Here is a 25,412-nt window from a genome sequence, read left to right on the forward strand (position 1 = left end):
GGGCTGGCGATACTTCTACTCCATAAAGGTCTTGTAGTTGGGCTTGGATATCACGAGTGGTCATTCCTCTCGCATACAGGGCGAGAATCTTGTCATCGAAGCCTGTAAAACGAGTTTGTCCTTTTTTGACCATCTGAGGCTCGAATTGGCGATCGCGATCGCGAGGCACGGCAAGTTCCGCTTCGCCAAACTCCCCCTTAATGGTTTTACGGCTGTGTCCGTTGCGTCGATTTTGTCGCTCTTTTTTGCCCCGCTCTGCCTTCTGAGTCTCTAGATGTACGTCTATTTCAGCTTCTAAACAACGCTCTACGAGTTTTTTGGTCAGTTGTTTGAGGATTCCTCCTTCTCCAATAAGGTCTTCTGGTTTTTCATAGTCTTTGAGCAGTTCATCAATTAACTCTGGTCGAAAGGTCATAGTCTCATTCCTCACATTAATTCTATTTATTAGAGTGTGTTTTGACCTTTGACACAATTTATTTTACATACCCCCAACTGGGCTACCTGTTGAGTATCTACTCGTACCCCCTTAGTCTTCCATTGTTGATTTCCACAGTTGGAGCAGATGGTCGGTTTCAATACTTCGTAGCGGTCTACACGCCCAAATCCTTTTCTCGTCTTCCCTTGATGTCCTGGTTGTCCTCCTGGTTTTCTTTTTGTCTCTTTTTTGGCTTCTTCCAACCCTACTTCTGGTTTTCTCTCGCTTTTTTTCAGCAAGTCAGTTGAAGGGGGTTTCGATGAGGTTTGGCTGTCGAGGTTGAGGCTCTGTTCCAGTTGTTCTATTCTTTTTTCTAGCTTCTCAATCAGCTTTTGTTGGGTAGTCACGATTTCTGCCAGTTTCTCATTGGACAACTGGCGCAGTTCTTCGGCTTTGAAGGGGTGATTAGCTTCGCTCATTATTGGCTACTTTAATCTCTTTTTCCTTTTTGTCAACCCTGATACCTGAATCCTTACGTAAATAAAGTAAAAATTCTTATTATTATTCCGCCATTGTTCTTTGGGAAAACCGTAGACGTAGTCAATCTGTTTTCTTTTAAGATAGACGTATGGGCAGTATGAAGTATTAGAGAGGTTAGCTAACTGTGGCAGGTTTTGAAAATATCGTTAAAAAAGCTTTTTACATGGGTGTCGGATTTGCTTCTTATGCTCAAGAAAAAGCAGGTAGTACTCTTAACGACTTAAAAATTCAGGCTCAAAAGTTAGCCGATGAAATGGCAGAGCGTGGCGAAATGACTACTGAAGAGGCGCGTAAATTCGTTAATGAGATTGTCGAACAAGCTCAAAAAAATGAGGTTGCAGGGACTGCACCGACCGAACAACAGCACAGAGAACCTCGTCGCATCGAAATCGTAGACGAAACAGACACGGAGCAAGCTGCAAGTAGTAATACAGATGAGTTACGACAACAAGTAGAAACTTTACAAGAAGAATTGCGTCGTCTCAAACAAAAACCTTAAGAGCAGCAAGAGAGCAGCAAGATAAATTTTGAGATAAATTAAACAATTACGATTTAGTTATGAAAAATTGGCAACAGGAATGGTGGCAAAAGCTAGAAAAAACAGCGATTGAAATGGAAGATTTTTTTAACAATGCCAGCGAGGCGGCAGAGTCTTTTGCCGAAGAGTTTAGTGAAACTTTAGATGATTTTGTCGAACATTTTCAAGACGTAGTTACCTACGAAATAGATTCATTTATCCAAGATTTCATCGCTATTATTGACGAAAGCCAAGATGAATTTGAGGTAAATATTTGGGAAGAGTTTGACGACTTTGTAGAAGATGGAGATTTTATGGGAGTAGGTTTTCAACGTCCTACTGCTGAAAATAATCCTGCTTGTATTAACTGCCTTCACTATCACGGTCGTATTTATCACGATAAACTGCTGGTTTGTGCTATGCATCCCTATGGCTGGGTAGATGAAAATTGTCCTGACTGGGAAAAAGATTGACGATCGGTATTGCCGCAAGCACTTAGTTTTAAATTTTATTGCATAGAAACTATTGTTTATTTTCAGTTGTTTGTGGTTTCTGCCATACACCGTTACAACCTTATTTCTGACAGGCGATCGCTAGAGGAGCTCGATACTTTACTATCTTTACTATGAGTAAACCAGTATGTGTAATCGTGGGAGTAGGTTCAGGTAACGGCGAGTCTTTTTCCCGTAAGTTTGCAGCAGAAGGCTATCGAGTAGCGATGCTGGCGAGAAATATCGATTATTTAAAACAACTAGAAGCAAAAATTACCGACTCTAAAGCCTATCAATACGATGTAACTGAGAGCGAGCGAGCAGCAGAAGTGTTTGGGCGTATCGAGTCGGAAATGGGAACGATATCAGTTCTAGTTTACAATGCGGGTGCGGGTGCTTTTACTAATATCGACGATACTACTGTCGAATCTTTTCAACGTGCCTGGGAAGTGAACGCTCGCGGTTTACTAGCAGTAGCCAAACAGATTCTCCCTCAAATGCGTAAGCTAGAAGGTGGCAATATCGTCATTATTGGCGCGACGGCATCGATTAAAGGCGGTGCTAACTTTGCTCCCTTTGCTTCTGCTAAAGCCGCACAGCGCAGTCTGGCACAGTCGATGGCAAGATATCTAGATCCAGAAAAGATCCATGTTTCTTATGTCATTGTCGATGGTGTCATCGATTTAGAACGTACCCGCAGAGCGATGCCCGATAAACCAGATGACTACTTTTTAAATTCCGATGAGATCGCCGAGTCAGTCTTTTTTCTCACTCAACAAAAATCTTCGGCTTGGACTTTTGAGTTGGATCTGCGACCCTTTGGCGAAAACTGGTAGATCGACTATGTTAAAGATACAAATTATTATCTTCGACGGGTTCGACGAACTAGATGCGATCGCACCTTTTGAAGTTTTGCAAAGCGCAGCAGCAGTTGGCTCTCAAGTAAAGACCGAACTAGTTACTTTAAATGAGGTAAAGGAAATTACTGCCGCTCATGGATTGAAAGTTAAACCTCAAGTCGTTCTAAATTCCGACGCACCACCAGATATTTTAATCGTTCCTGGCGGTGGTTGGTCGAGTCGCGCCGAGCGGGGAGCTTGGGCGGAAGCTCAACGGGGTAAAATACCTGCAGCAATTTCTCGCTTATTTAATAATGATAATACTACCATAGCCTCGGTTTGTACGGGAGCGATGTTAATTGCCACTGCCGAACTATTGAACGAACGCTCGGCTATTACCCATCACTCAGCCATACCAGAGTTGCAGGCTAAAGGTGCAAAAATCACTAAAACTCGTGTAGTAGATGACGATAAGATTATTACTGCTGCTGGTGTTACCTCTGGTTTAGAACTGGCTTTGTGGTTGTTAGAGCGATTTTTAAGTCCTCAAGTCGCCTATGAAGTAGAAAGAGAGCTAGAGTACGAGCGCTGCGGTACGGTGTGGCGAAAATCTGCTTCTAATTCGCGTAAATAAGCAGGATTTGAGAGGCTAGAAAACAAGCAATGACGTTCTTCAGCATCAATCAGGACTTACGCACTTCAGCACTCTAAACCTTGATTTACCGTTACTGACTCGCTGCTCAAACAACGAAATTTCATTCAACTGCGTAAGTCCCGATCGATATCAGAAAGTAATAGTGACACGAATCGATCGCGCCGATTGAATTATGTTTTGAGAAAGGGTAGCGATAGTATAGAGCTAATTAGGTTAGGATGCCCATGCTTTTTATAACGAGCGATCGCCTGCTGCGACTATATTAATAACTTGTCATAGAGAATTAATAACTTGATAGAGATCGATCGACTTGGCAGAGTAGAGGAAGCAGAAGGGAAAATAAAACAATCAACCATTGACTACCAAAATATGCGTCACGCTCGACCAAAACTTGAATTTATTCCTCCAACCTTTAATCCTCTGATACTTCGGCTAGTTCATTGGGTTTTGCCAATTTTACAAAGATTTCGCTTGCAACCTTGGTTACCCGCTGGAATTAGCCAAATCGAAACCGTCAATGGAGCAACTCTGGTCGAACTTTATCATCAATTTCAACTCGGGAAGATTCGCTTAATTTTGGCTTTTCGTCATTGTGAAGTAGACGATCCGCTCAGTGGTTTGTATTTATTTTCCCGTGCGATGCCCACGATTGCTCGTCAACAAGGCATTACTCTAAAACCTCCAATTCATAGCTATTTTATGTATGACAGAGGTATGACAATCTGGGCGGGTGATTGGCTAGGTTGGTTGTTTGCTCAGATAGGAGGTATTCCGGTACATCGAGGTAAAACTATAGACTGGCAAGCGATTAAGAAGACACGAGAATTATTAGTTAATGGTAAGTTTCCTTTAGTAATCGCTCCTGAAGGTGCTACTAACGGTCATAGTGAAATTGTTAGTCCTCTTAAATCTGGTGTGGCTCAATTCGCATTTTGGTGTGTAGAGGATTTGTCCAAAGCTAACCGTAGGGAACGAGTTATTGTCGTTCCGATTAATATTCAGTATCATTATCTCGATCCTCAGTGGTCAAAGCTCGATTCGTTGTTGAGTAAGCTAGAAACCGATTGTGGTTTGTCACCATTAGAAATAGACCACTCCGAGAAACCAGAAAAGTTATTTTACCCTCGTTTATTGAGACTGGGAGAATATTGTCTCACAGAAATGGAACAGTTTTATCGTTGTTTCTATCGTTGCCGCCTTCCAGATTTATCTCAATCGAATAGTTCAGAAGCCAATCTTACCAATAGACTCAAAACATTATTGGATGTATCTTTAAAAGTAGCAGAAGCATATTTTGGTCTCGAAAAAACAGGAGATATCATCGATCGCTGTCGTCGTTTAGAAGAGGCTGGTTGGAATTATATTTATCGCCTAAATCGCGATGAGTTAGAAAATTTGTCTCCTTTCAAACGTGGTTTGGCAGACTGGATCGCGGCAGAAGCTGACTTGCGGATGCGGCATATGCGTTTGGTAGAAAGTTTTGTTGCCGTCACGGGTACTTATGTTCGAGAGAAACCTAGTTTTGAAAGATTTGCCGAAACAACTCTAATTATCTTTGATGCGATCGCCAGAATCAAGGGCAATAAAAATCCTCGTCGTCCTCGTTTGGGATGGCGCAAATCCACAGTAACTGTTGGAGAAACAATTGATGTCAGTCAAAGGGCGATCGCTTATCGACAAAATTCCCAAAGTGCAAAACAGGCTATCGAGCGATTGACTCAAGATATACAAAAGGCTTTAACGGCAATGATTGTCTGATACCAATTCTCGAGAAGAATACAGTAACATACTAAATCCGATTACCAAAGTATACATCTTTAAAAGTTCCATCACCCTCATTTTGGTATAGGCTCGGAAAATTATAATGATTGCTTATGTAAATATATGGCTATTATTAAACTTCGATATCACTAAAATCTTTATCTATAGCGTTTCTCGAACTCATGAGGTACAGCTAACACCTACCTCAAAACTAAAAAACTTTGTATCTCACCAATACAATATGAGAACTGCTATAGTCTCTATTTGTCAGCCCGATGTTTACGGTTAGATCTGGGAAATTTACCTAGTTACTGACCAATAGTTTTCAAAGGAGTGAGAGCAAATCTCCCGTACTTCGAGCTTTGCTCGTGCAGCTGTTCGTCAGGCTCCGTCGTCGAGGGCACGGAGTAATCTCTGACTATTTTGGGATTTAGTTGGCAAGTATTCGATAAATTAGAAGTAATCAAATTCTCTAGCTTAGTCAATAAAAACCTTTCGCTAAACAATGCCTCTATTGCGCCTTCTAGCTCTATTATTCGGACTTAGCCTAATTCTCGGACTATCCATCTGGCTGGTAACGTCTCTTTACAGACTCTACATTCAAATTTCTTTTACAGCCCCTTTGTTGGCTAATTTGCTGCTCTTGTTGCTAATTTTGCTGATTGGTTCGATAATTGTCGGGTTCGTCTACTACCTAAACCAATACACTTCCAAAAAATCTCGTCGACAAAAACCCAAGCGTCGCCCCAGAGTAAGAGTACCAGAACAAAAAAATCAAGCCGCCGCCGAAAACCTTAAAGCTTTGAGAAAGCAAGTCGGGCAAATTCAAGATACCATCGCTCAACAAGCATTGTTAAATAGATCGCGGCAAATAGAAGCAGACTTGCAGCGAGGGGAAGTCAAAGTAGTCGTCTTTGGTACAGGTTCTGCAGGAAAAACATCACTAGTTAACTCTCTTATTGGCGAAATAGTTGGGGAAGTCAACTCGACTATGGGAACTACTAGAGACGGCAAGACATATAGCTTGAAGTTAGACGGCGTAGCTAGAGAAATTCTCATTACCGATACCCCCGGTATTTTAGAAGCGGGAATCGCAGGAACAGAACGAGGAGAACTAGCCAGACAGCTAGCTACAGATGCCGATCTACTAGTGTTTACCGTCGATAACGATCTGCGGGCTTCAGAATACGAGCCTTTAAAAACTCTAGCGGAAATCGGCAAGCGATCGCTTCTAGTATTCAATAAAATCGATCTCTACACTGACGAAGACAAAGAGACGATTTTAGCGCGGTTGAGAGCAAGAGTTAAATCGTTCATTCCTCCCAGCGACGTAATTGCGATCGCCGCTAATCCCCAACCAGTTCAATTACCAACAGGTGAAATAATCGAACCCGAACCTGAAATTACACCTCTAATTAAAAGATTGGTAGCAGTTTTGAGGGCAGAAGGAGAAGATTTAATCGCGGACAATATTCTTCTACAGTCTCATCGTTTGGGAGAAGAAGCCAGAAAAATTATCGACCGACAAAGACGCCGAGAATCCGATAAAGTAATCGTTCGCTATCAGTGGATCGGGGCAGGAGTAATTGCGGTTACGCCACTGCCTGTTGTAGATATGCTAGCAACTGCAGCGGTTAATGCTCAAATGGTGGTCGAACTTGGCAAAATTTATGGGGTAGAATTAGACCTCGAACGAGGTAAAGAATTAGCCTTGTCTTTGGGTAAAACTTTAGTTAGTTTGGGAGTAGTTAAAGGTGCAGTAGATCTATTAGCAAAAGCCTTACAGTTTCACGTAGCAACTTATGTAGTAGGCAAAGTCATTCAAGCAGTTTCGGCGGCTTACTTAACCCGTATTGCTGGTAAAAGTTTTGTCGAGTATTTTAAACGAGACCTCGATTGGGGGGATGGTGGTATTAGCGAAGTGGTACAGCGACAGTTTCAACTAAGTCGCCGCGATGAATTTATTAAATCTTTTGTTAAAGATGCTATTTCTAAAGTAGTTCAGCCAATGTCTGAAGCTTGGGAAGATGAGGCGGAGTTAATCGAAGAACAAGCAGAAGTAGAAGAAATGCAGGCTCATTTGGCTGATGAGTGGGAATAATAAAGTAGAAAGTTACAAGTTGAGATTTGGTTGCAGAAAAGTCATGGTTACAGTGACAGATCGCTGTAATTTACTTTCTCATCAAAAATCGCACAACTAACTTTTCTAGTTCTACCCACACAAACATCAGCAAACTAAAACCAAAGCAAATTAATAATTGTTCTCCGATTAGTACTTCGGTACCAAAAAAGCTGCGTAAAGGCGGTACGTAAATTAGCATTAGCTGTAAACTGGTAGTGACTATAACCGAAGCTAGTAAATAAGGATTGGAAACAGGATTGATTTCAATAGTCAGACGTTCGTGCGATCGCACGGCGAGGGCGTGTCCCATTTGAGCGATACACAGGGTGGTAAACACCATGGTACGCCAGGTATCGGGAAAGGCTCGGTAAGCTGAAATCATCAAAGCGATGGTGATAATAGAAAAGATAATGCCAATCCTGACAATATAAAGACCCAAACCCCTAGCAAAGATGCTTTCTTTCGGATTTAGGGGCGGACGCTTCATAATATCGGGTTCGGGTGGTTCGACTGCAAGGGCTAGGGCTGGTAACCCATCGGTAACTAGATTCATCCAGAGAATTTGTAAAGGCGTTAGGGGTACGTCTGGAAGTCCGATTAAAGGCGCAGTGGCAATGACGATTACTTCCCCGATATTACTACCCAGAATATATTTAATAAAGCGGCGAATATTGCTGTAAACTACTCTACCCTCTTCGGTAGCAGCAACGATGGTGGCAAAATTATCATCCAGCAACACCATATCGCTGGCTTCTTTACTCACATCCGTACCCGTAATTCCCATGGCAATGCCGATATCGGCTTGTTTGAGTGCTGGGGCATCATTGACTCCATCCCCAGTCATCGCGACGAATCTTCCCTGTTGTTGCAGTGCCCGCACGATGCGTAATTTATGTTCGGGAGAGACGCGGGCGTAGATATTTACCCGTTCTACTTCCCGTTCTAAATCGGTTTGTGACAGTTGTTGTAGGTCTCTACCGTTGAGAACGAAATCGCTTTCGCTGGCAATTCCCAAATTTCGAGCGATCGCCTTGGCGGTTAGTTGATGATCTCCCGTGATCATAATCGGGCGAATTCCTGCTTGCAGACATTCGGCTACTGCCGTTCTAACCTCGGTGCGCGGGGCATCCATCATGCCCACTAAACCAAGCCAAATTAAATCGCTTTCGCTAGTTTCAGCAGCAGTTTCAGCGGGAATTTCCGTTAGAGGTTTATAGGCTAATCCCAAAATTCTTAATGCTTTTTCCGCCATTTGGTTATTGGTTGCTAAAATGCGCTCGCGTTCTACCATAGTTAACCGAATGGGGCGATTGCCCTGTTGCCCATGAGTACATCGGTCTAAAATTAATTCTGGCGAACCTTTAGCAAATAAAACCAACTCGTAATTTTCAATTCCTCTGACGCAGCGATCGCTATAAGTTCCCAGGTTGGCAACCACGCTCATCCGTTTGCGTTCTGAGGAGAAGGGAAACTCAGCGACTCGGCAAATTTTACTGTTGAGTGTGGGTTGGTCGAAACCTCCTTTACCTGCTAGGCATAACAATGCTCCTTCTGTAGGATCGCCAATAATCTGCCATTGTTGCTGCTCGTCTCCAGCCAGAGTCGCGTCGTTACAGAGTACGCAGGCGAGTAATAAAATTTCTAATTCGGGGTAATTTGCCGGTTCGATTTCTAAATCGCTCGAAGTTCTAAATTTGCCCCAGGGCTGATATCCCTCACCCGTAACCAACCACGAACCTGAGAGGCATTCTACCTCCTGTACTACCATCTTATTTTGAGTCAGGGTTCCCGTCTTATCGGAACAAATGGTATCGACAGAACCTAGAGTTTCTACCGCAGGAAGCTTGCGAATTAAGGCGTGACGCTTGACCATCCGTTGAGTACCCAATGCCAGGGTAACGGTAATTACCGCTGGCAAACCTTCAGGGACTACTGCTACTGCCATCGAGAGCGAAACTTCGACCAAATCTTGCAAGGCACTCCAACCGCTAACAATTACGCCAATGACAATGACAATTGCCACCAAAATCATCGAACCAGTTACCAACACCTGTCCTAGCTGATTCATTCTCTGCTGCAGAGGCGTATCTTCTTCTTCTACTGACTGCAACATCTGGGCAATTTTTCCCAACTCCGTAGCCATACCCGTTTTAGTGACGATCGCTTTAGCCCTGCCTTGTAGTACTTGTGTACCAGCAAAGACTAGATTGATGCGATCGCCTAGAGGAGTATCTTCACTCAAATTTGCATGACAATGCTTAGTTACTGCCTGAGCTTCTCCCGTCAGAGCTGATTCTTGGATTTGTAAGTTGACCGCCTCTAAAATTTGTCCGTCAGCGCAGAGTTTGTCGCCACCTTCTAAGAAAATAATATCTCCAGGTACGAGATTGGCAGCATCCACCTGGATTTTTCTACCGTCACGCAATACCCGAACCGAAGGTGAGGTCATATTTTTTAGAGCAGCGAGGGCTTTTTCGGCGCGGCTTTCTTGTAAATAACCCAAGACTCCATTGAGAATCACAATCGACACGATCGCGATCGTATCCTTAAAAGGAATTTCTCCCGCCGCAGTTCCTGTCTGCTGTAAATTAATTAGATCGAGGATTCCCGAAATAATTGCCACCGCGATCAGCATCAATAACATGATGTCTCGAAACTGCTCGAGTAGTATCTCCCAGTTGCTACGTCCCGATTCTGCTTTAATTTCGTTCTTACCGTATCGCTCTAGTCTTCTGTTTACTTCTGCCGTGGTCAATCCGTATTCGATACTACTATCGAGTATTTCGAGGGTATTAACTACCGATAGAGTATGCCAGGGACGCTCGAGATCGGCGAGTATCGGAGTGGATGTATTGGGTAGGTTCACGAGAGCATCTAAGATAAGGACGGTTGATAGAAAAGTAATACTTGACGACTAGTCGTATATGGCTATAAATTGTAAGACTTAAAAACCAACAATTTGGGCAATTGGTATTCGTAGATCGAATTTGCCTGTTGGGATGTTGCTACTATTATGTACATCTCACAGTTCTACTAACAGTGGGGAACAATAAAGCTTAATCTTCGACGATCGCGCTTTTAGTTTAAATATTAAAAAACGTAAGATTGCTTAGCAATTTTATTTGAAGATCGGTAAAAGTTAAACCGATCTACCTGTTTCCCCCTCTCATCCCCAACCTTTTGTTCACCGTTAAATTAAGTTGACCTACCTATCTAATGACCAGCTCCAAAATAGCCACTTCCATTAACTCTACCACCAGAACTATTAGACCTATCGCGGCTAGTTCGATTTACGGCATTGTCTTTCACCAAGGATATTTATGGGCGATCGATTCGCGCAACGGCTATTTATTAAAGATCGATCCTGCTACGGATAATACTGTTATTGTCAACTCTCACAATTGGTCGGATTTTTTGGGAGCGACGGGCTTGGCGATCGCCGGAGAGCGACTTTGGTTTACCAATCGCGAAAGCGTCTATTATTGTTCCCTCAACGATCCCAACTTAAAACCCGAGGTCTTCGTCCGTCTAGATGACGATGTGGATGGGATTGCTGTCTGGAAATCTACCGTTTATATTACCAGCGAAAAATTAGGACAAATTCTGATCTACAGTCTCGAGCGCGCTAGCAAAATTACCCATTTTTATCTTCCCGGCATTGGTTTGGAAAATATTACCGTTAATGAAGATCGTATTTGGCTGAGCGACACTGTAGAACAGACCATCTATTGCCTCGAGCGCGCCACGGGAGAAACTATTTTTAGCGTGCTGACACCTTTTGAATCTCCTACCGGATTGGCTTTTGCTAGGAATGCCGAAACTGGCAAGGAAACTTTATATGTAGCTTATGCCGATCGCGAAGTTTATATCCGAGATAATCCCAATGCCGAACCCAACCACGAATTACAGTATCGCGATCGCACTTTCATTCATCCCCTTTACTTTTGTTACTATCCAGATAAAAAATATGCTCTTTCTAATGGCTATGCGATCGAGATCTCCTATGTCGAAGAAATTTCACCTCTCGATCCGATCGAACTAAAAGATTTAGAATGGCGTATTGCCCTCCCTGCCGAAACCGACCGCCAGAAAATCATCGAAGTAGAACCCATCGGACTGCCTTTTACTGAAGAAGTTAAAGATGGACAGAGAATTGCCGTGTTTAAATTCGACAGCTTAAATTCAGAAGAACGCTATGTTTTTGGTTGGAGAGCTGTTATTGAAGTTTGGAGTATTAAATACCAAATTAAACCCCGTGATTGCGAGAACGTACCAGAACTTTCTGCTGAATTGGCTACTAAATATTTAGTCGATAACGACAACCTGGCTATGGATAGCGAGATTATCCAGCGCGCTGCCGCCGATGCTATCGGTACGGAAACCAACTTGTTGCGGCAAGTTTACAGCATTCGTAACTATGTTTACGACAAATTGACCTATGGAATTAAGCCTCACATCGATACCCCCGATATCGTTCTCAGACGGGGAGTTGGTTCTTGTGGCGAATATTTAGGTCTACTTTTGGCGTTGTGTCGCCTTAATGGTATTGCCTGTCGCACTGTCGGGCGCTATAAATGTCCTCCCCATCCTTTGCATCAAAATAATCCCCTTCAACCCGATTACAATCATGTTTGGATGGAATTTTATCTACCTGGTTATGGTTGGCTACCAATGGAATCTAACCCCGACGATTTGTATGAAGGGGGACCCTATCCCACTCGGTTTTTTATGGGACTTTCCTGGTATCATGCAGAGATGGCAAAAGATACTCCCTTCGAACAATTGATTAGCCAAGGAATACCAGTAGATAAAGAAAAAGTTTCTATCGGCGAATTAGCTCTGAATCACGTGCGGTTTACGATTTTAGAGGAATTGCAGCCAACTTCAGACAGATAAGAGATGGAGAGGGAGACAGTGAGACGAGCTTATATGAAATCTCAAAAAGAATGCTACACATACAACTTATCAGGCAGACGGTAGAAGGCAGGAGGCAGGAGAAACTATTGACTGCAACCACTTTAGTCATTTGTAGCAAACATTTGAGTATTTCATATTACTTTTTCTATGGAAGAGAGAGCACCCAAGCCGCCTCTTTAGTCGAGACATCGGCTTAAATACTATTAGAAATATTTTCTTCAGGAAAAGTTTGGCGAAATTCTTCGAGCAATTCATCTAATTCTTCTAATGCCTGATCCACATCTACTCTCAAAGTACCGAGCTGAGGATCTTCTAATAACTCAACCAATAGCTCTCGCTTACTTTCGATTTCGGCGATCTTGGTTTTAATGGTAGCTTTATCCATATTTGATGTTTACTTTAATTTAAAATAGAGCGTCTCATAGCTCTAGAATAGACAATATTGACAAATTTAAACAAGATTTATTTTTTATGTTGCGTAAAATACCCTTGGCTGCAGTCGGATTAACCGTAGGTAGCATTTTAACTGCAGTTGGCTTTTATGCTTATGCTATTGGCAATTCTACTCTAAATTTAGCAGGATTTTTTTATGGTATTCCCCTCTTACTGGGTGGATTTGCCCTTAAAGCTGCCGAACTCAAACCCATTCCTTATACCAAAGAAACTCCGCCAGAAATTATCACATTGCGAGAACAGGCAACTGCGACGCAAAACCAGTTGAGAAAGGATGTGACTCGTTACCGTTACGGACAAGAAGCACATTTAGATGACTCCTTAGCAAGAGTCGGCTTGAGTCCAACTGACGAAGATCGACCAGAACTCATAGGCATCCAAGAAACTGCAACCGACGGAGCATATACTTTATTAATGCAGTTTTATTCCCCATTTATATCCTTAGAACAATGGCAAGAAAAACAGCCGAGAATTGAAAAGTTTTTTGGTCCAAACATCAAAGCCATAATTACTCAACCAGAGAAGGCAAGAATCGATCTAGCTTTGGTTAGATGCTCGGAAACAGAGAAAAGCGAAGAGTAAACCAGGCAAGAGAACAAAAGAGCGATCGCAGTTTATCTTCAGTCAAAATTTGAAGGTTATTAGTTATGTTCTAGACAACTAAAAATAGCTTTAAGTTATTGAATTATCTTCCAGCAATGTTGAGACGAATACGATAGACACTAGTGTTAGCTGTAATATAAAGCGTTTGGCGATCGCTATCTCCCCATGCCAAATTAGTTGCTGCTTCGGGAACTGGAATTTTGCCCAGTAGCTCACCTGAAGGTGCAAAGATCCAGACTCCCCCGGGTCCCGTGCTATAAAGATTGCCCTCTACGTCTACTTCCATGCCGTCTGGTGCTCCTCGTTCGCCAGAAGACTCTAATTTAGCAAAAACTCTGCCATTGCCTAGGGTACCGTCTGGCTCAACCTCAAAAACGCGAATGTGACGCCGTTGAGAATCGTTGATATATAGTTTAGTTTCGTCGGGAGAAAAGACAATCCCATTGGGACGAACGAAATCATCCACTAACAGGGTTAATTTACCATCTCGTGCAATACGATATACTCCATAAAACCCCAATTCTTCTTGCTCGGATTTGACTCCATAGGGAGGATCGCTAAAGTAAATACTACCATCAGATCTAACTGCTAAGTCGTTAGGACTGTTGAGTTGCTTTTCTTGATAGTGACTGGCTAAGGTAATAACCGTTCCATCTTTTTCCGTGCGGGACACACGGCGATTTTCATGTTCGGCAGTAACCAAACGCCCCTGGCGATCTAGTATATTACCGTTGGCTTTGCCAGAAGGATGACGAAATACTTGGGCTGTTTGCTTCGGCTGCCATTGATAAATAGTATTGGCTCGAACATCACTGAATAACAGAAAGCCGTCTGGATGCCATACAGGACCTTCGGTAAATTCAAAATTTTCTGCAACTAACTCTAATCGCTCATTAGAGTCGAGAAGCTTTTCTAAATTTTTTTTGGTGGCTAATTCTAGCTGTAGCTCACCTGCGTTCTTGGTAAAAGTCAAAGCATCAAGCGATCTGTTTTCAGATCCACTATTAAAGACAGTTAGAAACATGATGCTAAAACTAATTTTTACGATCGCTTTGCCCAATCCGTAGCTCATCGTGCTTTTCAATTAACACTCAACTAATAGAGCCTAGTTTATACTACTCCTGGTTATTTTTGGATTTAGTATTAAACGTGAGGTATTCATCCTAAAGTCACATCTAAATACATCATTACTACAAAGCCTACCATCAGACTAGCAGTCACTTCTTTACCACGACCCAAATTTTGCGCTCTGGGAATGATGCGATCGCAGATAACAAACAGCATTGCACCTGCGGCAAATGACATCCCCCAGGGCAAAAGTATTTCTCCTAGGGAAATAACGCCCGCACCCAATAATCCTCCTACAGGTTCTAACAACCCTGTCAACAGTGCTATCCAAAACGCTCTCCATTTTGAGTAGTTTTCGGTAATTAGTGCCAGGGCTACTGCTAGACCTTCCGGAAGATTTTGCAAGCCAATGCCGATAGCTAGAGCTAGACCATTGCCGAGATTTCCTCCGCCAAACCCGACTCCTACAGCCAAACCTTCGGGAAAATTATGAATGGCGATCGCCATAACGAATAACCAAATTCCTTTTAAATTTTCAAAATCGCTTCCTTGAGGCTGTTTGATATACCGTTGGTAGGGAAAATAACGATGGGTAACCCACAAAAATACTCCACCCAGTAAAGTACCTGCTACGACAATATTAGCTGCATCTATCGAACTTCCCCCACCGGATGCTGCTGCCTCAATACTGGGAATAAGTAAAGAAAATGATGTTGCTGCCAACATTACTCCCGCTCCAAAACCTAACAAAATGCCTTGAATTCTTTTAGAAACCTCCGAGACAAACAAAACCGGGAACCCACCTATCCCCGTGGTTAAACCAGCTAGTAAGCTGCCAATCGTTCCTAAATAAAATAAGGGGATACCTTCTAAAAATTTAAGTTTATTGGAATCGCTATTTTTTGCTTGGCTTAATAAGAGGTTCGGGCTATTCTTGGCAAAGAATTTGGTTGACTTATCTGCTGGTAAAGAAAGCACAGGTACTTGGAAGTTTTTTTCTCCAGCATTGAAAGTAACCACCTCGATTGGTACAGAAGTATTAAATTTGCGATCGGAGAGATTCTGCCCCAACCTATAACCTTCTGCAGAAGGATGAGATAAACAAAAATTGTTTGAGCAAACAACAACGAAACTTAAGAAACCAAGACTAATAAAGCGAATATGCCGCACTGTTCTGTAATCTATACTAGATTGGAAAAAAAATGGGTATACCAAGCTAGAGTTTGCTGATAATACTTAGCATCTACCCTTACACCAGTTATTGCTTGCCAGATCGAATCGACTCGGTGATGCCTGAGATTATAATGCTCTTTTTTTATTAGTTTTATTTACCAGTCAAACAAGAAAATCTCAAAATCAGCGAATAATTCACGATCGACACATTCAAACTCAAAGCTGAGTCGAAGAATTTCGAGGAGCGATCTCAATTCCTGACTCTGGTTGATTTTCTAGTCGACCTTCTTTTAAATCTTCAAAGCGCTCTATTTCCACGCCAATTGAATTACAAGGTTTCTTTAGTTCGCGCTCGAAAGCAGCAATGTCTCCGCCATAGCCACATCTTTCTGAAACAACACCAACTTCTTTCTCGGAATTGGCTTTTGCACAATCAATTAATTCGGAACCGTGAAGAGGTACTGAGGAAGTCATAATTTTCTAATCTGAATTTTCTCAATGTAACTGCAATTACAATTATTCATGCTTAATCTTAAGAAAAAGCTGACAGAGATCTAATCTATCTGAAAGTAGAAACTTACAACTATCGCTGCGATCATTCGATCGCCAGACTTAATTTTCTAATTGAGGAACTGGAGTAAAAATATTAAATCGAGCGAATAAAGAACTATTTCGCTCTTATTTTGAGTTTTTTAATCTAGATTGCTTACGATTATGCAAGCTAACTTTAGTCGCTCTAAATATATAGTTAGTTTATCTATATATTTAAAATTATAAATAAAAAGAATTGACAATCTCCGTGTATAAAAAACAACCAAAAAATAAATTGCTATTGGATCTTGGTAGTAAAATTAACAAATATAGACTTTTTAGTGGTTTATTTGGCAAAAACTATTAAAAGTTTTAGAGTTAGCTATTTCTTTCGATAGAGTTATTATCAATATTTGTTAAATAACATAAATTGCAAAGAATTAAAACGGGAGAGTTTACCTTAAAAAAGCAAATGTGCTGGCTATTTCCTAGCGAAAACTCAACTAGAATGATTTTGCATTTAAGAGAAAATTTACATCATTCATGGCGACCATATACGTCATATCCTTAATATTCAGTGCCAGATTATCGAGTTCCTCGCGGTTCGGAAGGTTGGGCTACTTATCAAAAATTGGGCAATTGTGGTTGGACTCTAATTTCTAGCGATCGCGCTTATAGATCTACCAAACGAGTAATGGAAAATTTTAGCAGTTAATCGAGCTATTGTTTAATTTGCGATTTCGCTCTGGGTATGGACTAGATCGATCGTTCGACCGATCTATAGTTCTAGCATCATGAGAGCGAGCGGCATAATTGCAATCGTGCAATACGTTTCTCAGAAATCTAAGACAAAATCATAATTGAGCCGATGAATCAACGCAAAAACATTGAAAATTTTCCTCGAACTTTAAAACAAGGTATTTGGATTTTAGGAACTAGTTCCTGGTTATTTGGTATTAGCGATCGCAGTATTGCATCTTTAGCTGACGGCTATTTATCTGCTATCGATTTAATTCAACTAAGTACCGTTTCGTTTTTCTTTGTTAGTTGGCTGTTTCTCAAGCCAGAATAATTGTATGAATATTAATTGTTTCACTCAGCCCAAGTTTTATCCCCATCAAACAGTTAGCTTTATTGGAGGTACCGGCAAAATTATCAATCGCCAACTAGAAGCAAATAAATGGATTTATACAGTTGAAATGATTATGGGTTCGGAGCCGGAATTTGGAAGGGTAGGTACGGAAACCACGATCGTTTTACAAGAGTCTGAGATTCAAAGTTTAGTAAAATAAGGAACAACCAACTAAGTTTTGTTAGAGAACTTCTAAAAAGTAATATTGACTCGACGATTTATACTGGTTTTTGCATCCCCTACCCCACCAAACCTAGAGAAAAAGTTACATTTCTTCACGGATAGCTTATAGTCAATACTTATTAAAATTTAATCTATAAAATTAAATGAAAAATGTATTTTATAAAACCAAAAATTGTAATTTAGTGCAATCGGAGTTGTTACTAAAAAAATAATAATCTGGGTAACTCTTAAATAATCTGGGTAACTCTTAGGCTTAAATCAGTTTAATAAAAACGATTAAATCTTGATTTATCATATATCTGAAGATGTATTTAATTATTAAATAACTATTAAATGTATGTAAGCGTACAGAAATAAATAACGAATTTAAACAAGATTTAAACAAGATAAAACCATTCATAATTTATTAGCAAAGTATTTAGCTAAATAAAATTTTAAATTTTGTTTTTTTAGTTGATACCGTTAATCAATTTATTAATGGCAATCGTAATACAAGCGCTTTTACTATGATGCCAGTCTACGTACATTCTACTAACCATCTATTGAAATCTTTGCCCCCAATTGAATACAAAAGGTTAGAACCTTGTTTGAATATCGTCCAACTTCCTCTGGACAAGGTTCTTTACGAAGCTTCAGAAACAATTGAATATATTTATTTTCCCAATACTGCATTAATTTCTTCGATTTACACCCTAGAAAATGGGGCGACTAGTGAAATTAGTTTGATTGGTCGCATGGGATTAATTGGACTTCCAGTTTTATTAGGTAGCGAGCGTAGTAATTATCGTGCTGTGGTTCAAACAGCAGGGAGTGCCGTCAAGATTTCTGCTCGGATTATTAAGCGTGAGTTCGAGCGAGGAGGAGAGTTACAAAAAATGTTGCTTCGCTATACTAAAACTAGACTCGATCGGGTAGCACAATTAGCTATTTGTAACAGACATCATACGATTGAAAAGCGTCTTGCTTGTTGGCTTCTGATGGTTAGTGACTTAACTCAATCCAATCAAATATATCTAACTCAGGAGTTTATTAGTAATATGCTAGGAGTTCGGCGACCCGGGATAACGATAACTGCACGAACTTTTCAACAAGCAGGAATCATTAGTTATCGTCGTAGCAGAATTACTATTGTGAATCGAGAAAAGTTAAAAAGAACTGCCTGCGAATGCTATCAGCCTTTTCATGAAAAATTCTATAAACAAAAACTCAATCGCCATTCTTCACTTCTAACAGAGGAACTTTCAGTTTCATAAATAGAAATTATCTGGAAATATTGCCCTTGCATTTTCAGTAGAAGTCGATTGTTAAAAAGAAGTAGTAGAAAGTCTGCAGGTAAATTACTTGTAGTCTTTAATCGACAACATCAGCCCCGTTTTTAAATAAACAAAACTCTTCTGTAAAAAGCGGCTCAGTATGCTAAAAATACCAATAACCAACAACTGCTCCATATAGGTAGCTATGACTCGAGCGACAGTATTAGTGACGCGCAAATTACCCCAAGCTGTAGAAGAACGTCTAACTAGGGATTATCTGCCTTTACTCAATCGAGACGACCATCCTCTGACTACGGAAGAATTGCTGTTAAGTAGTCAAGAGGCAGACGCTTTAATCATTACAGGACAATATCGGCTTAATGGTGAAATAATCGCTCAGTTACCAGAAAGAATAAGAGTAATCGCTACTTTTTCCGTAGGTTACGACCATATCGACTTAGAAACAGCAAAAAAACGTAATATTTCGGTTATTAATACTCCAGGTGTTTTAACCGATGCCACAGCGAATTTGACTTGGTTATTACTTCTCGGTGCCGCTCGTCGTGCTCATGAAGGAGAACAGCTAATAGGTCAAGGAAAATGGACAGATCCTCGTCCTACCGAACTTCTAGGCATCGAGGTTACCGGTAAACGTCTGGGTATTTTGGGTATGGGTCGAATTGGCAGAGCAGTTGCGCAAAGAGCGAAAGCTTTTAAGATGGAAGTTCACTACTGTAACCGCCATCAGCTTAGTACAGAACCAGAAGCGGGAGCAATTTTTCACGACGACCCAGAAGAGCTGCTTGGGGTGAGTGAATTTTTTTCTTTTCACTGTCCCGCTACCCCCGAAACCAAACACTTCCTCAATGCTCGACGCATCAAATTATTGCCCGATGGCGCGATCGTCATTAATGCAGCTCGTGGTAGTTTAATCGTAGATGAAGATCTAATTGCAGCTCTGCGATCGGGTAAAATCAATGCAGCAGGACTGGATGTATTTGAAGGAGAACCCCATCTCAATCCTACTTATCGAAGTTTACCCAATGTATTTTTGCTGCCCCATCTTGGTAGTGCTACGGTAGAAACTCGCACTCAGATGGGTTTTTTACTATTGGATAATTTAGATGCCGTCTTTGCAGGTAAGAATCCTCCTAATAATTTAGTTACTTAACCTCATTTTCGATCGACGGAATATAGACTGATTATTCTTTAAATTTGGTGGTAATTTCAGTGCTGTAACTTTGATATGATTAGATAGACATATCCTGACCTGAAGAGGTACTGCTGAGATAATCTTTTACCACGCTCTTAGTTATTAAGACCGAAAACCATGCTCCTAATCAGCTCGAACTACACTATTGTACGTTCGTCCAATCAACGGCAGTCGCCGTCTGTGGTTTGCTTGAAGGAAAAAGCAGCATCAAGAGCTTATGGTAAAAAAAGTGGTAGATTTCGGCAATTTGATTAATTTGGGAGTTGTGAGATTCAAGCTGGAGAAAATATTGTCTTATGTTTAAAAATATTGTATTTGCCATCGATGTTACCAGAGAAGCCAGAAAAGCTGTTGAGGTTGTGGCAGATTTAGTTAAAATCCACAACAGTAAATTAGTCATCCTATCGGTAGTAGAAACCACAGCAGAAGGTGTCATGAGTTCTTCCGAACAAGTTGCTAAATTACTTGCCTACGCTAAAGACTTTTTGGGCAAACAGGGAATTGATTCCGAAACTCTCGAAAAAGAAGGTAAGCCGCCATTTGTTATTTGTGATGTGGCTGATGAAATCAATGCCGATTTAATTGTAATGGGATGTCGGGGTTTGGGTTTAGTAGAAGAATCCGCCTCCGATAGTGTGACTAGTCGGGTAATTAATCTTGCACCTTGTCCTGTTTTAGTTATTCCTTAATTAACTGTAGTTTAGACTAAAAAAAAACATCAAAAAATAATTCAGCCAGTTGCAAATAGCTGAAATCGGAAACAAATACTCAAAAACTAAGATTAAACTGCTTTCTTTTGAGATTTTTTACTGCCAGAATAGCTCTTCTTCGCTATGGGATAGGTCTTTCTTTCCCTTCTTTTTTTGCCTTGTTTCCAACCAGGGGACTTTCCACGGAGTTTGGTCAAAGTAGTAGATGTACCAATCTCAACTAAAAGTGAAAATAGTGACTGTGCAACTCTTCCAGGGGTCAAATTTTTTAGAGGAGATTGCCACCGAAGATGATGCTCTTTAACCAAATCCTTAGCTAACCATAATTGCCAAGTCATCAAAGGCATTAAATTACTCCACCGTTCAGATGGTTCTGTTGCAAAAAATCCGAACAGAGAGAATATACCTGTGATTAACTAATTTTTTAGACAGCGATCCCAAACAGAGAATAGACAAAATTTCTTTGTCCCAAGATGTCACCTTTAGCGATATTTTTTATTTGCCCTTTGCGAATCACATTCATGATTTCATACCCTTTTAATGTCCGCCATGCTGAGTGGAAATGTTGAAAGTATAATTTATACTTAGCCTGCTTTTTCGGAAATCTATGGTCTTGCTCGATGATATTATTAAGATATTTGTTCTGTCTCAATTCACACTCACTAGAGATAATTTCTTCCGTTTGAAGTTCTTCAACTGCTGCGGGATAAGCAGGATTTTGGTCTACGTTAATAACTCTTGGCTGCTTATTATGTCTCGATTTCAGGGCTTTCTTCAAGAATCTTTTAGCAGCTTGTTTATCTCTCCTGGCACTAAACATAAACTCTATGGTAATACCATTGCTGTCAACTGCTCTATATAGATATTTCCATTTTCCTTTGACCTTGAGATAAGTTTGATCTACTCGCCAAGAGTCATTAGTTGAGATGAGATGCTTTCTGGCTCTTCTTTCTATTTGTGGTGCATAAATCATCACCCATCGGTAAATCGTGGTGTGGTCTACAGATAGTCCTCGCTCTTGCATGATTTCTGCTAAATCACGATAACTCAAACCATAGCGGAGATACCACCTCACACAAAGTAAAATTATTTCTCCTTGAAAATGTTTCCACTTAAATGGTTGCTTTGAGTTCATCTGGTCTAGTAGTTATTTACGTTTGTTAAATACTACAAGTTTGTCTTAAGTTTTTGCAACAGTACCTCCAGAGTTCGTTCAAAATTTTTGACTAAACTTTTGCACCTTTCCATCCAAGAATTGGTTCTTTCTATGACCCATCTGGCTTTGACTGGTACAAATCCTCTTTTTCCTTCCTTTTTCTTCTGTGCTTTCGACGGTTTGGGTGAGAGTTTGAATTTGGCGTTTGCGTAGCAAGCGAACCAAGAATAACGCTAAGCTGTCCAATTTAGTGGACAAAACAAGGCAAAACTTTACTGCATCTGTTTTACAGAGATTCTTTGGGAATTTAATTTTGTGTACCAGTTAAACCCTCTGAGAATTAGCTCCATCAAACCATTGAAATCTCGTTAAAATTCCCCCTACCATTTAGGCTAGAGTTTTCTTGATACAGCGATCGCTACAATTCTTTGTTACTCGACTACTTTAGATTGGTGGTAAACCCATCTTTTCCCTCAGAATAGCTCGTTGTTCGCGCTGACTAAGAGATGATAATTCTGGCTCTGGTTCCCCAAGACGATTCCGACGTTTAACACCCCTCATGATTGGATTCGGTTCTACTTCACTCTCCTCAGTGGGGTAAGAAGTCCCTGATAATCGATCGAGATTGCCAGCAACCCTCTTCAGCACTCGCAGTACCCACGAGCGCTCGACACCTACATATGCTGTTCTGGGGTCTGATTCGGCACCTAGATTAACTACCACTTTTTCCCCACGAGCTAATTGCTCCAGCCAATCGATACACCAACGTATGACTTCTCCTTCATCAGCCAACTGTTGCTGTAGCTGTTTGAGCGACAGCTTACCCTCACCATCTGATTGTGCATTCATCTCGATCTTTGAATTTGGCAGATTATTCAGCCAGTCAGGAATTTGATGGGCTTGATCAGTGTGTAACAGTTGATGGATACGGCTTGAACTTAAGCCAGTGGCTTTAGCTATTGTTCTGATTGATAAACCTTCAGCATGAGCCGTCGCGAGCGCCCAGAGCCGCTCTCGCTCCACATCTTTGACTCGTGTTGTCGCCAAGCGTAAACGGTTAAGCAACTGTTTGTCTTTCAATTCCTTCTCTTTACGGTGGTCTAATGATTCGAATTAGTGACTGATTTTCAGTTTAATTCGGAGTTTGTTATCGTAGCTCATACGCTAATAACTTCCTCCCCTCCCACACCTTTTTTCGCTCACCCTATTTTCGGAGAGTGACAGAAGCGTTTCATTGGCGATCGCCAATAATGAATCAAAGAAACTCGCCAGATTATTGGTTCATATGAACTTAAAAAGTTGAGTTTCTTATGAGAGGGATAAATGCGATTACCCTGCAAAAAATATGCTTGACAAACAAATCTAAACAAGCCTAAAAAAATCAACATTGTTGATTTTTTCCACAGACAAATGTTGATTTTTTATCTTTAATAAATTAATTACTATCTACTGAATTATATTTAAACAGATTAGTTTTGAGCGATAAAAGCCCTAGTATACATCTAGTAAGTAAAATAAACTTATTTTTTAGAACTAATTTAAACCTTGGTTTAAATAAATTTGTTATGGAAAAAATTAACTCACTCACATCAAATTTGCCAGCAACGGAAAAATCTTTACTTGAACAAGGTAAGGACTCACTTTTTGTAGAAAGTCCTGCTCATCCAAATTCGGAACTGATTAGTGCCCTCGATGCGCTTCCGCTTCCAGACTTTCTACTTTACCTTTACATAACTTGCGCTTGGTGTGAATTAGTTTTTGAGAGCTAGGAGTTTCGTTGAAATAATCAAAATAGTTTTTTTCACACAAATTGTCCAACTCTTGATTTAGCAAGGCTCACTTTAATTCACACTAGACGTTCAATATAAAATATCTGCCCGATGAACAATTTTACATTTGGTCCCTTTGGTAATTCCTTGGGAATTGGTCCTTTTTTGTTTCCTGGTTCCCCAGGCAGCGATTATATCTTTCCCGTACAAGAAAATGCCGTCTATTGGGGTCGCGATGGCAACGATACGATTTTCAGTTTTGACCCTGGTGCTAATAATCCACTACAAATCGATCTTCTGCTTGGCGATCTGGTTGATGCCACCTTATTTCCAGAAATGACAGATATCCCACCACGGGATTGGCAAAATCGTTTGATTCTCGGCGATTGGCAACAGCCTTACTATGTGAGCAACTCACCATCGCTTTTTGGTTTAAACCAATTTGCTGTTATTGCTGACTTTAATTCCATTCAGGATACTATTCAGCTCCACGGCACTGCCGAAGACTATCAATTAGTAACAACACCAGTAGGAACGGCACTCTTATGGCGGCAATTTCCTACGCCCGATCTCATTGCTTTTTTGCCTTTAGTTTCAGATTTAAATCTCGAAGATAACTACTTCCAATTCCAAGGTGATTCTCCACCAGAGGGTCCAACAATACAGAAAATCGAGCAATTGGGAACTAAGGGGATTGACGGCTTTAGTAGTTTGACAACAGATTCTACAGGAAACGTCTATTTAACCGGAGCGACTCAGGGAAATATTTGGCTAGCTAAATACGACAGCGATGGTAACCAATTATGGATTCAAGAGTTTGGCACTTCCAGTTATGACAGTGCCACCGATCTCGTCAGCGACTCGGAAGGAAATTTATATTTGGTAGGCTTGACTAATGGCGATTTAGCAGAAGCTAATGCTGGATCTTTTGATGTCTGGCTGGCCAAATATAATAGCAACGGCGAGCGACAATGGATTCAACAGTTTGGTGATGAATTGGTCGATCTCTCCTACAGCATTGAGCTCGACGGTGAGGGCAATATTTATTTATCAGGACACTCTGGTCGAGCGGATTCAGAGGACGAAGGAGCAATATTAGGACAAACACTCGATCCCTGGGTAACCAAATACGACAGCGATGGCAACCAAGTATGGTTTCGGGAGCTCGAAATTAATGGTTTAACTGAAGCTTACGGTGTTGAAGTTGATAGTAACGGTCGTGTTTATGCTACGGGATGGACTTGGACTTTAGGTGATTTCGGGAGAGAAAATGCCGAACTTTATGATGTTTGGTTGGCTCAGCTCGACAGCGACGGTAACCCAATCAAGAGGGAACAGTTTGGTAGTGAGGACTATGAATTTCCCTGGGGGATGGACATTGATAGTCAGGATAATATTTATACGACAGGTTGGTCTTTAGGAGATTTGGGAGGAGCTAATGCTGGCTCTTACGATCCTTGGCTGGCTAAATATGACAGCAATGGCGAGCAACAATGGATTAGACAGTTTGGCACTAGCGGAGATGATGGCACTGGTACCTTCTTGAAAGCCATAGAAGTAGATTCAAATGATGATATTTTCATAACCGGATACACTGAGAACGATTTGGGGGAAGCCAATGCTGGTTTTTACGATCCTTGGGTAGCTAAATACGATAGCGACGGTAACCAACTGTGGATTCAACAATTTGGTACACCTGAATTTGATTATGCTGGCAGTCTTAGTTCCGATGATGCTGGCAATCTTTACCTCACCGGATGGACGGAAAGTTCGTTGGGCGAGCTTAATGCGGGAGCAGTCGATGGCTGGATTGCCAAGCTAGATGCCGAGTCGGGAATGCTGCAAGATTTTTCTGGGGGCTAGATCTAAGTTAGCCTCTAATTACTCACCGTTGGCTTAAATTTCTGAAGA

The 25,412-nt window shown here is 41.0% G+C and carries 24 protein-coding genes and 3 pseudogenes; 16 read left to right on the forward strand and 11 right to left on the reverse strand.

What is annotated here, in order from left to right:
- The coding region (locus ACLFKQ_RS00880; RefSeq protein WP_448998051.1) for a transposase at positions 1–415 on the reverse strand (415 nt) is incomplete at its 3' end.
- A gap of 74 nt (positions 416–489) precedes the next feature.
- Positions 490–894 (reverse strand): annotated as a pseudogene (locus tag ACLFKQ_RS00885) (DUF6444 domain-containing protein); the annotation flags it as partial.
- Between the two features lie 185 nt (positions 895–1,079).
- Between ACLFKQ_RS00885 and ACLFKQ_RS00890 the strand changes: the two are divergent.
- From ACLFKQ_RS00890 to ACLFKQ_RS00915, 6 genes are all read left to right on the forward strand, one after another.
- Positions 1,080–1,454 carry a phasin family protein gene (locus ACLFKQ_RS00890; RefSeq protein WP_448998052.1) on the forward strand — a complete coding sequence of 125 codons (375 nt, stop codon included), beginning with the start codon at positions 1,080–1,082 and terminating at the stop codon, positions 1,452–1,454.
- A 59-nt stretch (positions 1,455–1,513) separates the two neighbouring features.
- Positions 1,514–1,945 carry a hypothetical protein gene (locus ACLFKQ_RS00895; protein ID WP_448998053.1) on the forward strand — a complete coding sequence of 144 codons (432 nt, stop codon included), beginning with the start codon at positions 1,514–1,516 and terminating at the stop codon, positions 1,943–1,945.
- Positions 1,946–2,097: 152 nt separating this feature from the next.
- On the forward strand, positions 2,098–2,799 hold the full coding sequence (locus tag ACLFKQ_RS00900) for an SDR family NAD(P)-dependent oxidoreductase (protein ID WP_448998054.1): 702 nt from the start codon (positions 2,098–2,100) through the stop codon (positions 2,797–2,799).
- A gap of 7 nt (positions 2,800–2,806) precedes the next feature.
- Positions 2,807–3,436 carry a DJ-1/PfpI family protein gene (locus ACLFKQ_RS00905; RefSeq protein WP_448998055.1) on the forward strand — a complete coding sequence of 210 codons (630 nt, stop codon included), beginning with the start codon at positions 2,807–2,809 and terminating at the stop codon, positions 3,434–3,436.
- A gap of 390 nt (positions 3,437–3,826) precedes the next feature.
- Entirely contained in the window at positions 3,827–5,215 is a 1,389-nt protein-coding gene (locus ACLFKQ_RS00910) for a 1-acyl-sn-glycerol-3-phosphate acyltransferase (protein WP_448999426.1), read from the forward strand.
- 508 nt (positions 5,216–5,723) lie between these two features.
- Entirely contained in the window at positions 5,724–7,319 is a 1,596-nt protein-coding gene (locus tag ACLFKQ_RS00915; RefSeq protein WP_448998056.1) for a YcjF family protein, read from the forward strand.
- Between the two features lie 70 nt (positions 7,320–7,389).
- Here ACLFKQ_RS00915 and ACLFKQ_RS00920 read toward each other — a convergent pair whose 3' ends face one another.
- A complete protein-coding gene (locus tag ACLFKQ_RS00920) occupies positions 7,390–10,206 on the reverse strand; it encodes a cation-translocating P-type ATPase (protein WP_448998057.1) in 2,817 nt (938 codons plus the stop codon).
- Positions 10,207–10,556: 350 nt separating this feature from the next.
- Between ACLFKQ_RS00920 and ACLFKQ_RS00925 the strand changes: the two genes are divergently transcribed.
- A complete protein-coding gene (locus ACLFKQ_RS00925; protein ID WP_448998058.1) occupies positions 10,557–12,236 on the forward strand; it encodes a transglutaminase domain-containing protein in 1,680 nt (559 codons plus the stop codon).
- A gap of 214 nt (positions 12,237–12,450) precedes the next feature.
- Here the strand turns inward: ACLFKQ_RS00925 and ACLFKQ_RS00930 are convergent, their stop codons facing one another.
- Complete coding sequence (locus tag ACLFKQ_RS00930) at positions 12,451–12,642, reverse strand: hypothetical protein (RefSeq protein WP_448998059.1); 192 nt, start codon at positions 12,640–12,642, stop codon at positions 12,451–12,453.
- A gap of 86 nt (positions 12,643–12,728) precedes the next feature.
- On the opposite strand from ACLFKQ_RS00930, the gene ACLFKQ_RS00935 reads away from it, so the two are divergent.
- Positions 12,729–13,292 carry a DUF2854 domain-containing protein gene (locus tag ACLFKQ_RS00935; protein ID WP_448998060.1) on the forward strand — a complete coding sequence of 188 codons (564 nt, stop codon included), beginning with the start codon at positions 12,729–12,731 and terminating at the stop codon, positions 13,290–13,292.
- Positions 13,293–13,395: 103 nt separating this feature from the next.
- Here ACLFKQ_RS00935 and ACLFKQ_RS00940 read toward each other — a convergent pair whose 3' ends face one another.
- The 3 genes from ACLFKQ_RS00940 to ACLFKQ_RS00950 form a co-directional block, all read right to left on the reverse strand.
- Positions 13,396–14,385, reverse strand: a complete 990-nt coding sequence (locus tag ACLFKQ_RS00940) for an SMP-30/gluconolactonase/LRE family protein (RefSeq protein ID WP_448998061.1) — start codon at positions 14,383–14,385, stop codon at positions 13,396–13,398.
- Positions 14,386–14,471: 86 nt separating this feature from the next.
- Complete coding sequence (locus tag ACLFKQ_RS00945; protein ID WP_448999427.1) at positions 14,472–15,245, reverse strand: ZIP family metal transporter; 774 nt, start codon at positions 15,243–15,245, stop codon at positions 14,472–14,474.
- Between the two features lie 525 nt (positions 15,246–15,770).
- The gene (locus ACLFKQ_RS00950) at positions 15,771–16,028 is read right to left on the reverse strand and encodes a hypothetical protein (RefSeq protein WP_448998062.1); all 258 of its coding nucleotides are present in this window, start codon (positions 16,026–16,028) and stop codon (positions 15,771–15,773) included.
- A gap of 634 nt (positions 16,029–16,662) precedes the next feature.
- Here ACLFKQ_RS00950 and ACLFKQ_RS00955 point away from each other — a divergent pair.
- The 6 genes from ACLFKQ_RS00955 to ACLFKQ_RS00980 all read left to right on the forward strand — a co-directional run bounded on the left by ACLFKQ_RS00955 (position 16,663) and on the right by ACLFKQ_RS00980 (position 20,555).
- Positions 16,663–16,800, forward strand: a complete 138-nt coding sequence (locus ACLFKQ_RS00955; RefSeq protein ID WP_448998063.1) for a hypothetical protein — start codon at positions 16,663–16,665, stop codon at positions 16,798–16,800.
- 153 nt (positions 16,801–16,953) lie between these two features.
- A complete protein-coding gene (locus tag ACLFKQ_RS00960) occupies positions 16,954–17,157 on the forward strand; it encodes a hypothetical protein (RefSeq protein ID WP_448998064.1) in 204 nt (67 codons plus the stop codon).
- Positions 17,158–17,161: 4 nt separating this feature from the next.
- Positions 17,162–17,377 (forward strand): hypothetical protein, encoded by a 216-nt coding sequence (locus ACLFKQ_RS00965; RefSeq protein ID WP_448998065.1) that lies wholly within the window; start codon positions 17,162–17,164, stop codon positions 17,375–17,377.
- A gap of 529 nt (positions 17,378–17,906) precedes the next feature.
- Positions 17,907–18,653: a Crp/Fnr family transcriptional regulator gene (locus ACLFKQ_RS00970; RefSeq protein WP_448998066.1), complete on the forward strand. Its 747-nt coding sequence runs from the start codon at positions 17,907–17,909 to the stop codon at positions 18,651–18,653.
- 205 nt (positions 18,654–18,858) lie between these two features.
- Positions 18,859–19,824: a 2-hydroxyacid dehydrogenase gene (locus ACLFKQ_RS00975; RefSeq protein WP_448998067.1), complete on the forward strand. Its 966-nt coding sequence runs from the start codon at positions 18,859–18,861 to the stop codon at positions 19,822–19,824.
- Positions 19,825–20,162: 338 nt separating this feature from the next.
- On the forward strand, positions 20,163–20,555 hold the full coding sequence (locus ACLFKQ_RS00980) for a universal stress protein (protein ID WP_448998068.1): 393 nt from the start codon (positions 20,163–20,165) through the stop codon (positions 20,553–20,555).
- 92 nt (positions 20,556–20,647) lie between these two features.
- On the opposite strand, the pseudogene ACLFKQ_RS00985 reads toward ACLFKQ_RS00980, so the two are convergent.
- From ACLFKQ_RS00985 to ACLFKQ_RS01000, 4 genes and pseudogenes are all read right to left on the reverse strand, one after another.
- Positions 20,648–20,941: pseudogene (locus ACLFKQ_RS00985) on the reverse strand (NF041680 family putative transposase); the annotation flags it as partial.
- A gap of 59 nt (positions 20,942–21,000) precedes the next feature.
- Positions 21,001–21,711 (reverse strand): IS6 family transposase, encoded by a 711-nt coding sequence (locus tag ACLFKQ_RS00990; RefSeq protein ID WP_448997902.1) that lies wholly within the window; start codon positions 21,709–21,711, stop codon positions 21,001–21,003.
- A gap of 32 nt (positions 21,712–21,743) precedes the next feature.
- Positions 21,744–21,932, reverse strand: a pseudogene (locus tag ACLFKQ_RS00995) (hypothetical protein); the annotation flags it as partial.
- Positions 21,933–22,176: 244 nt separating this feature from the next.
- Positions 22,177–22,812 (reverse strand): hypothetical protein, encoded by a 636-nt coding sequence (locus ACLFKQ_RS01000; protein ID WP_448998069.1) that lies wholly within the window; start codon positions 22,810–22,812, stop codon positions 22,177–22,179.
- Positions 22,813–23,207: 395 nt separating this feature from the next.
- Here ACLFKQ_RS01000 and ACLFKQ_RS01005 point away from each other — a divergent pair, with 395 nt between their 5' ends.
- Both ACLFKQ_RS01005 and ACLFKQ_RS01010 read left to right on the forward strand, forming a co-directional pair.
- A complete protein-coding gene (locus ACLFKQ_RS01005; protein WP_448998070.1) occupies positions 23,208–23,501 on the forward strand; it encodes a hypothetical protein in 294 nt (97 codons plus the stop codon).
- Positions 23,502–23,612: 111 nt separating this feature from the next.
- Positions 23,613–25,364, forward strand: a complete 1,752-nt coding sequence (locus tag ACLFKQ_RS01010) for an SBBP repeat-containing protein (protein WP_448998071.1) — start codon at positions 23,613–23,615, stop codon at positions 25,362–25,364.
- Positions 25,365–25,412: the final 48 nt, after the last annotated feature.

It is taken from the genome of Myxosarcina sp. GI1(2024) (genome assembly GCF_053543375.1).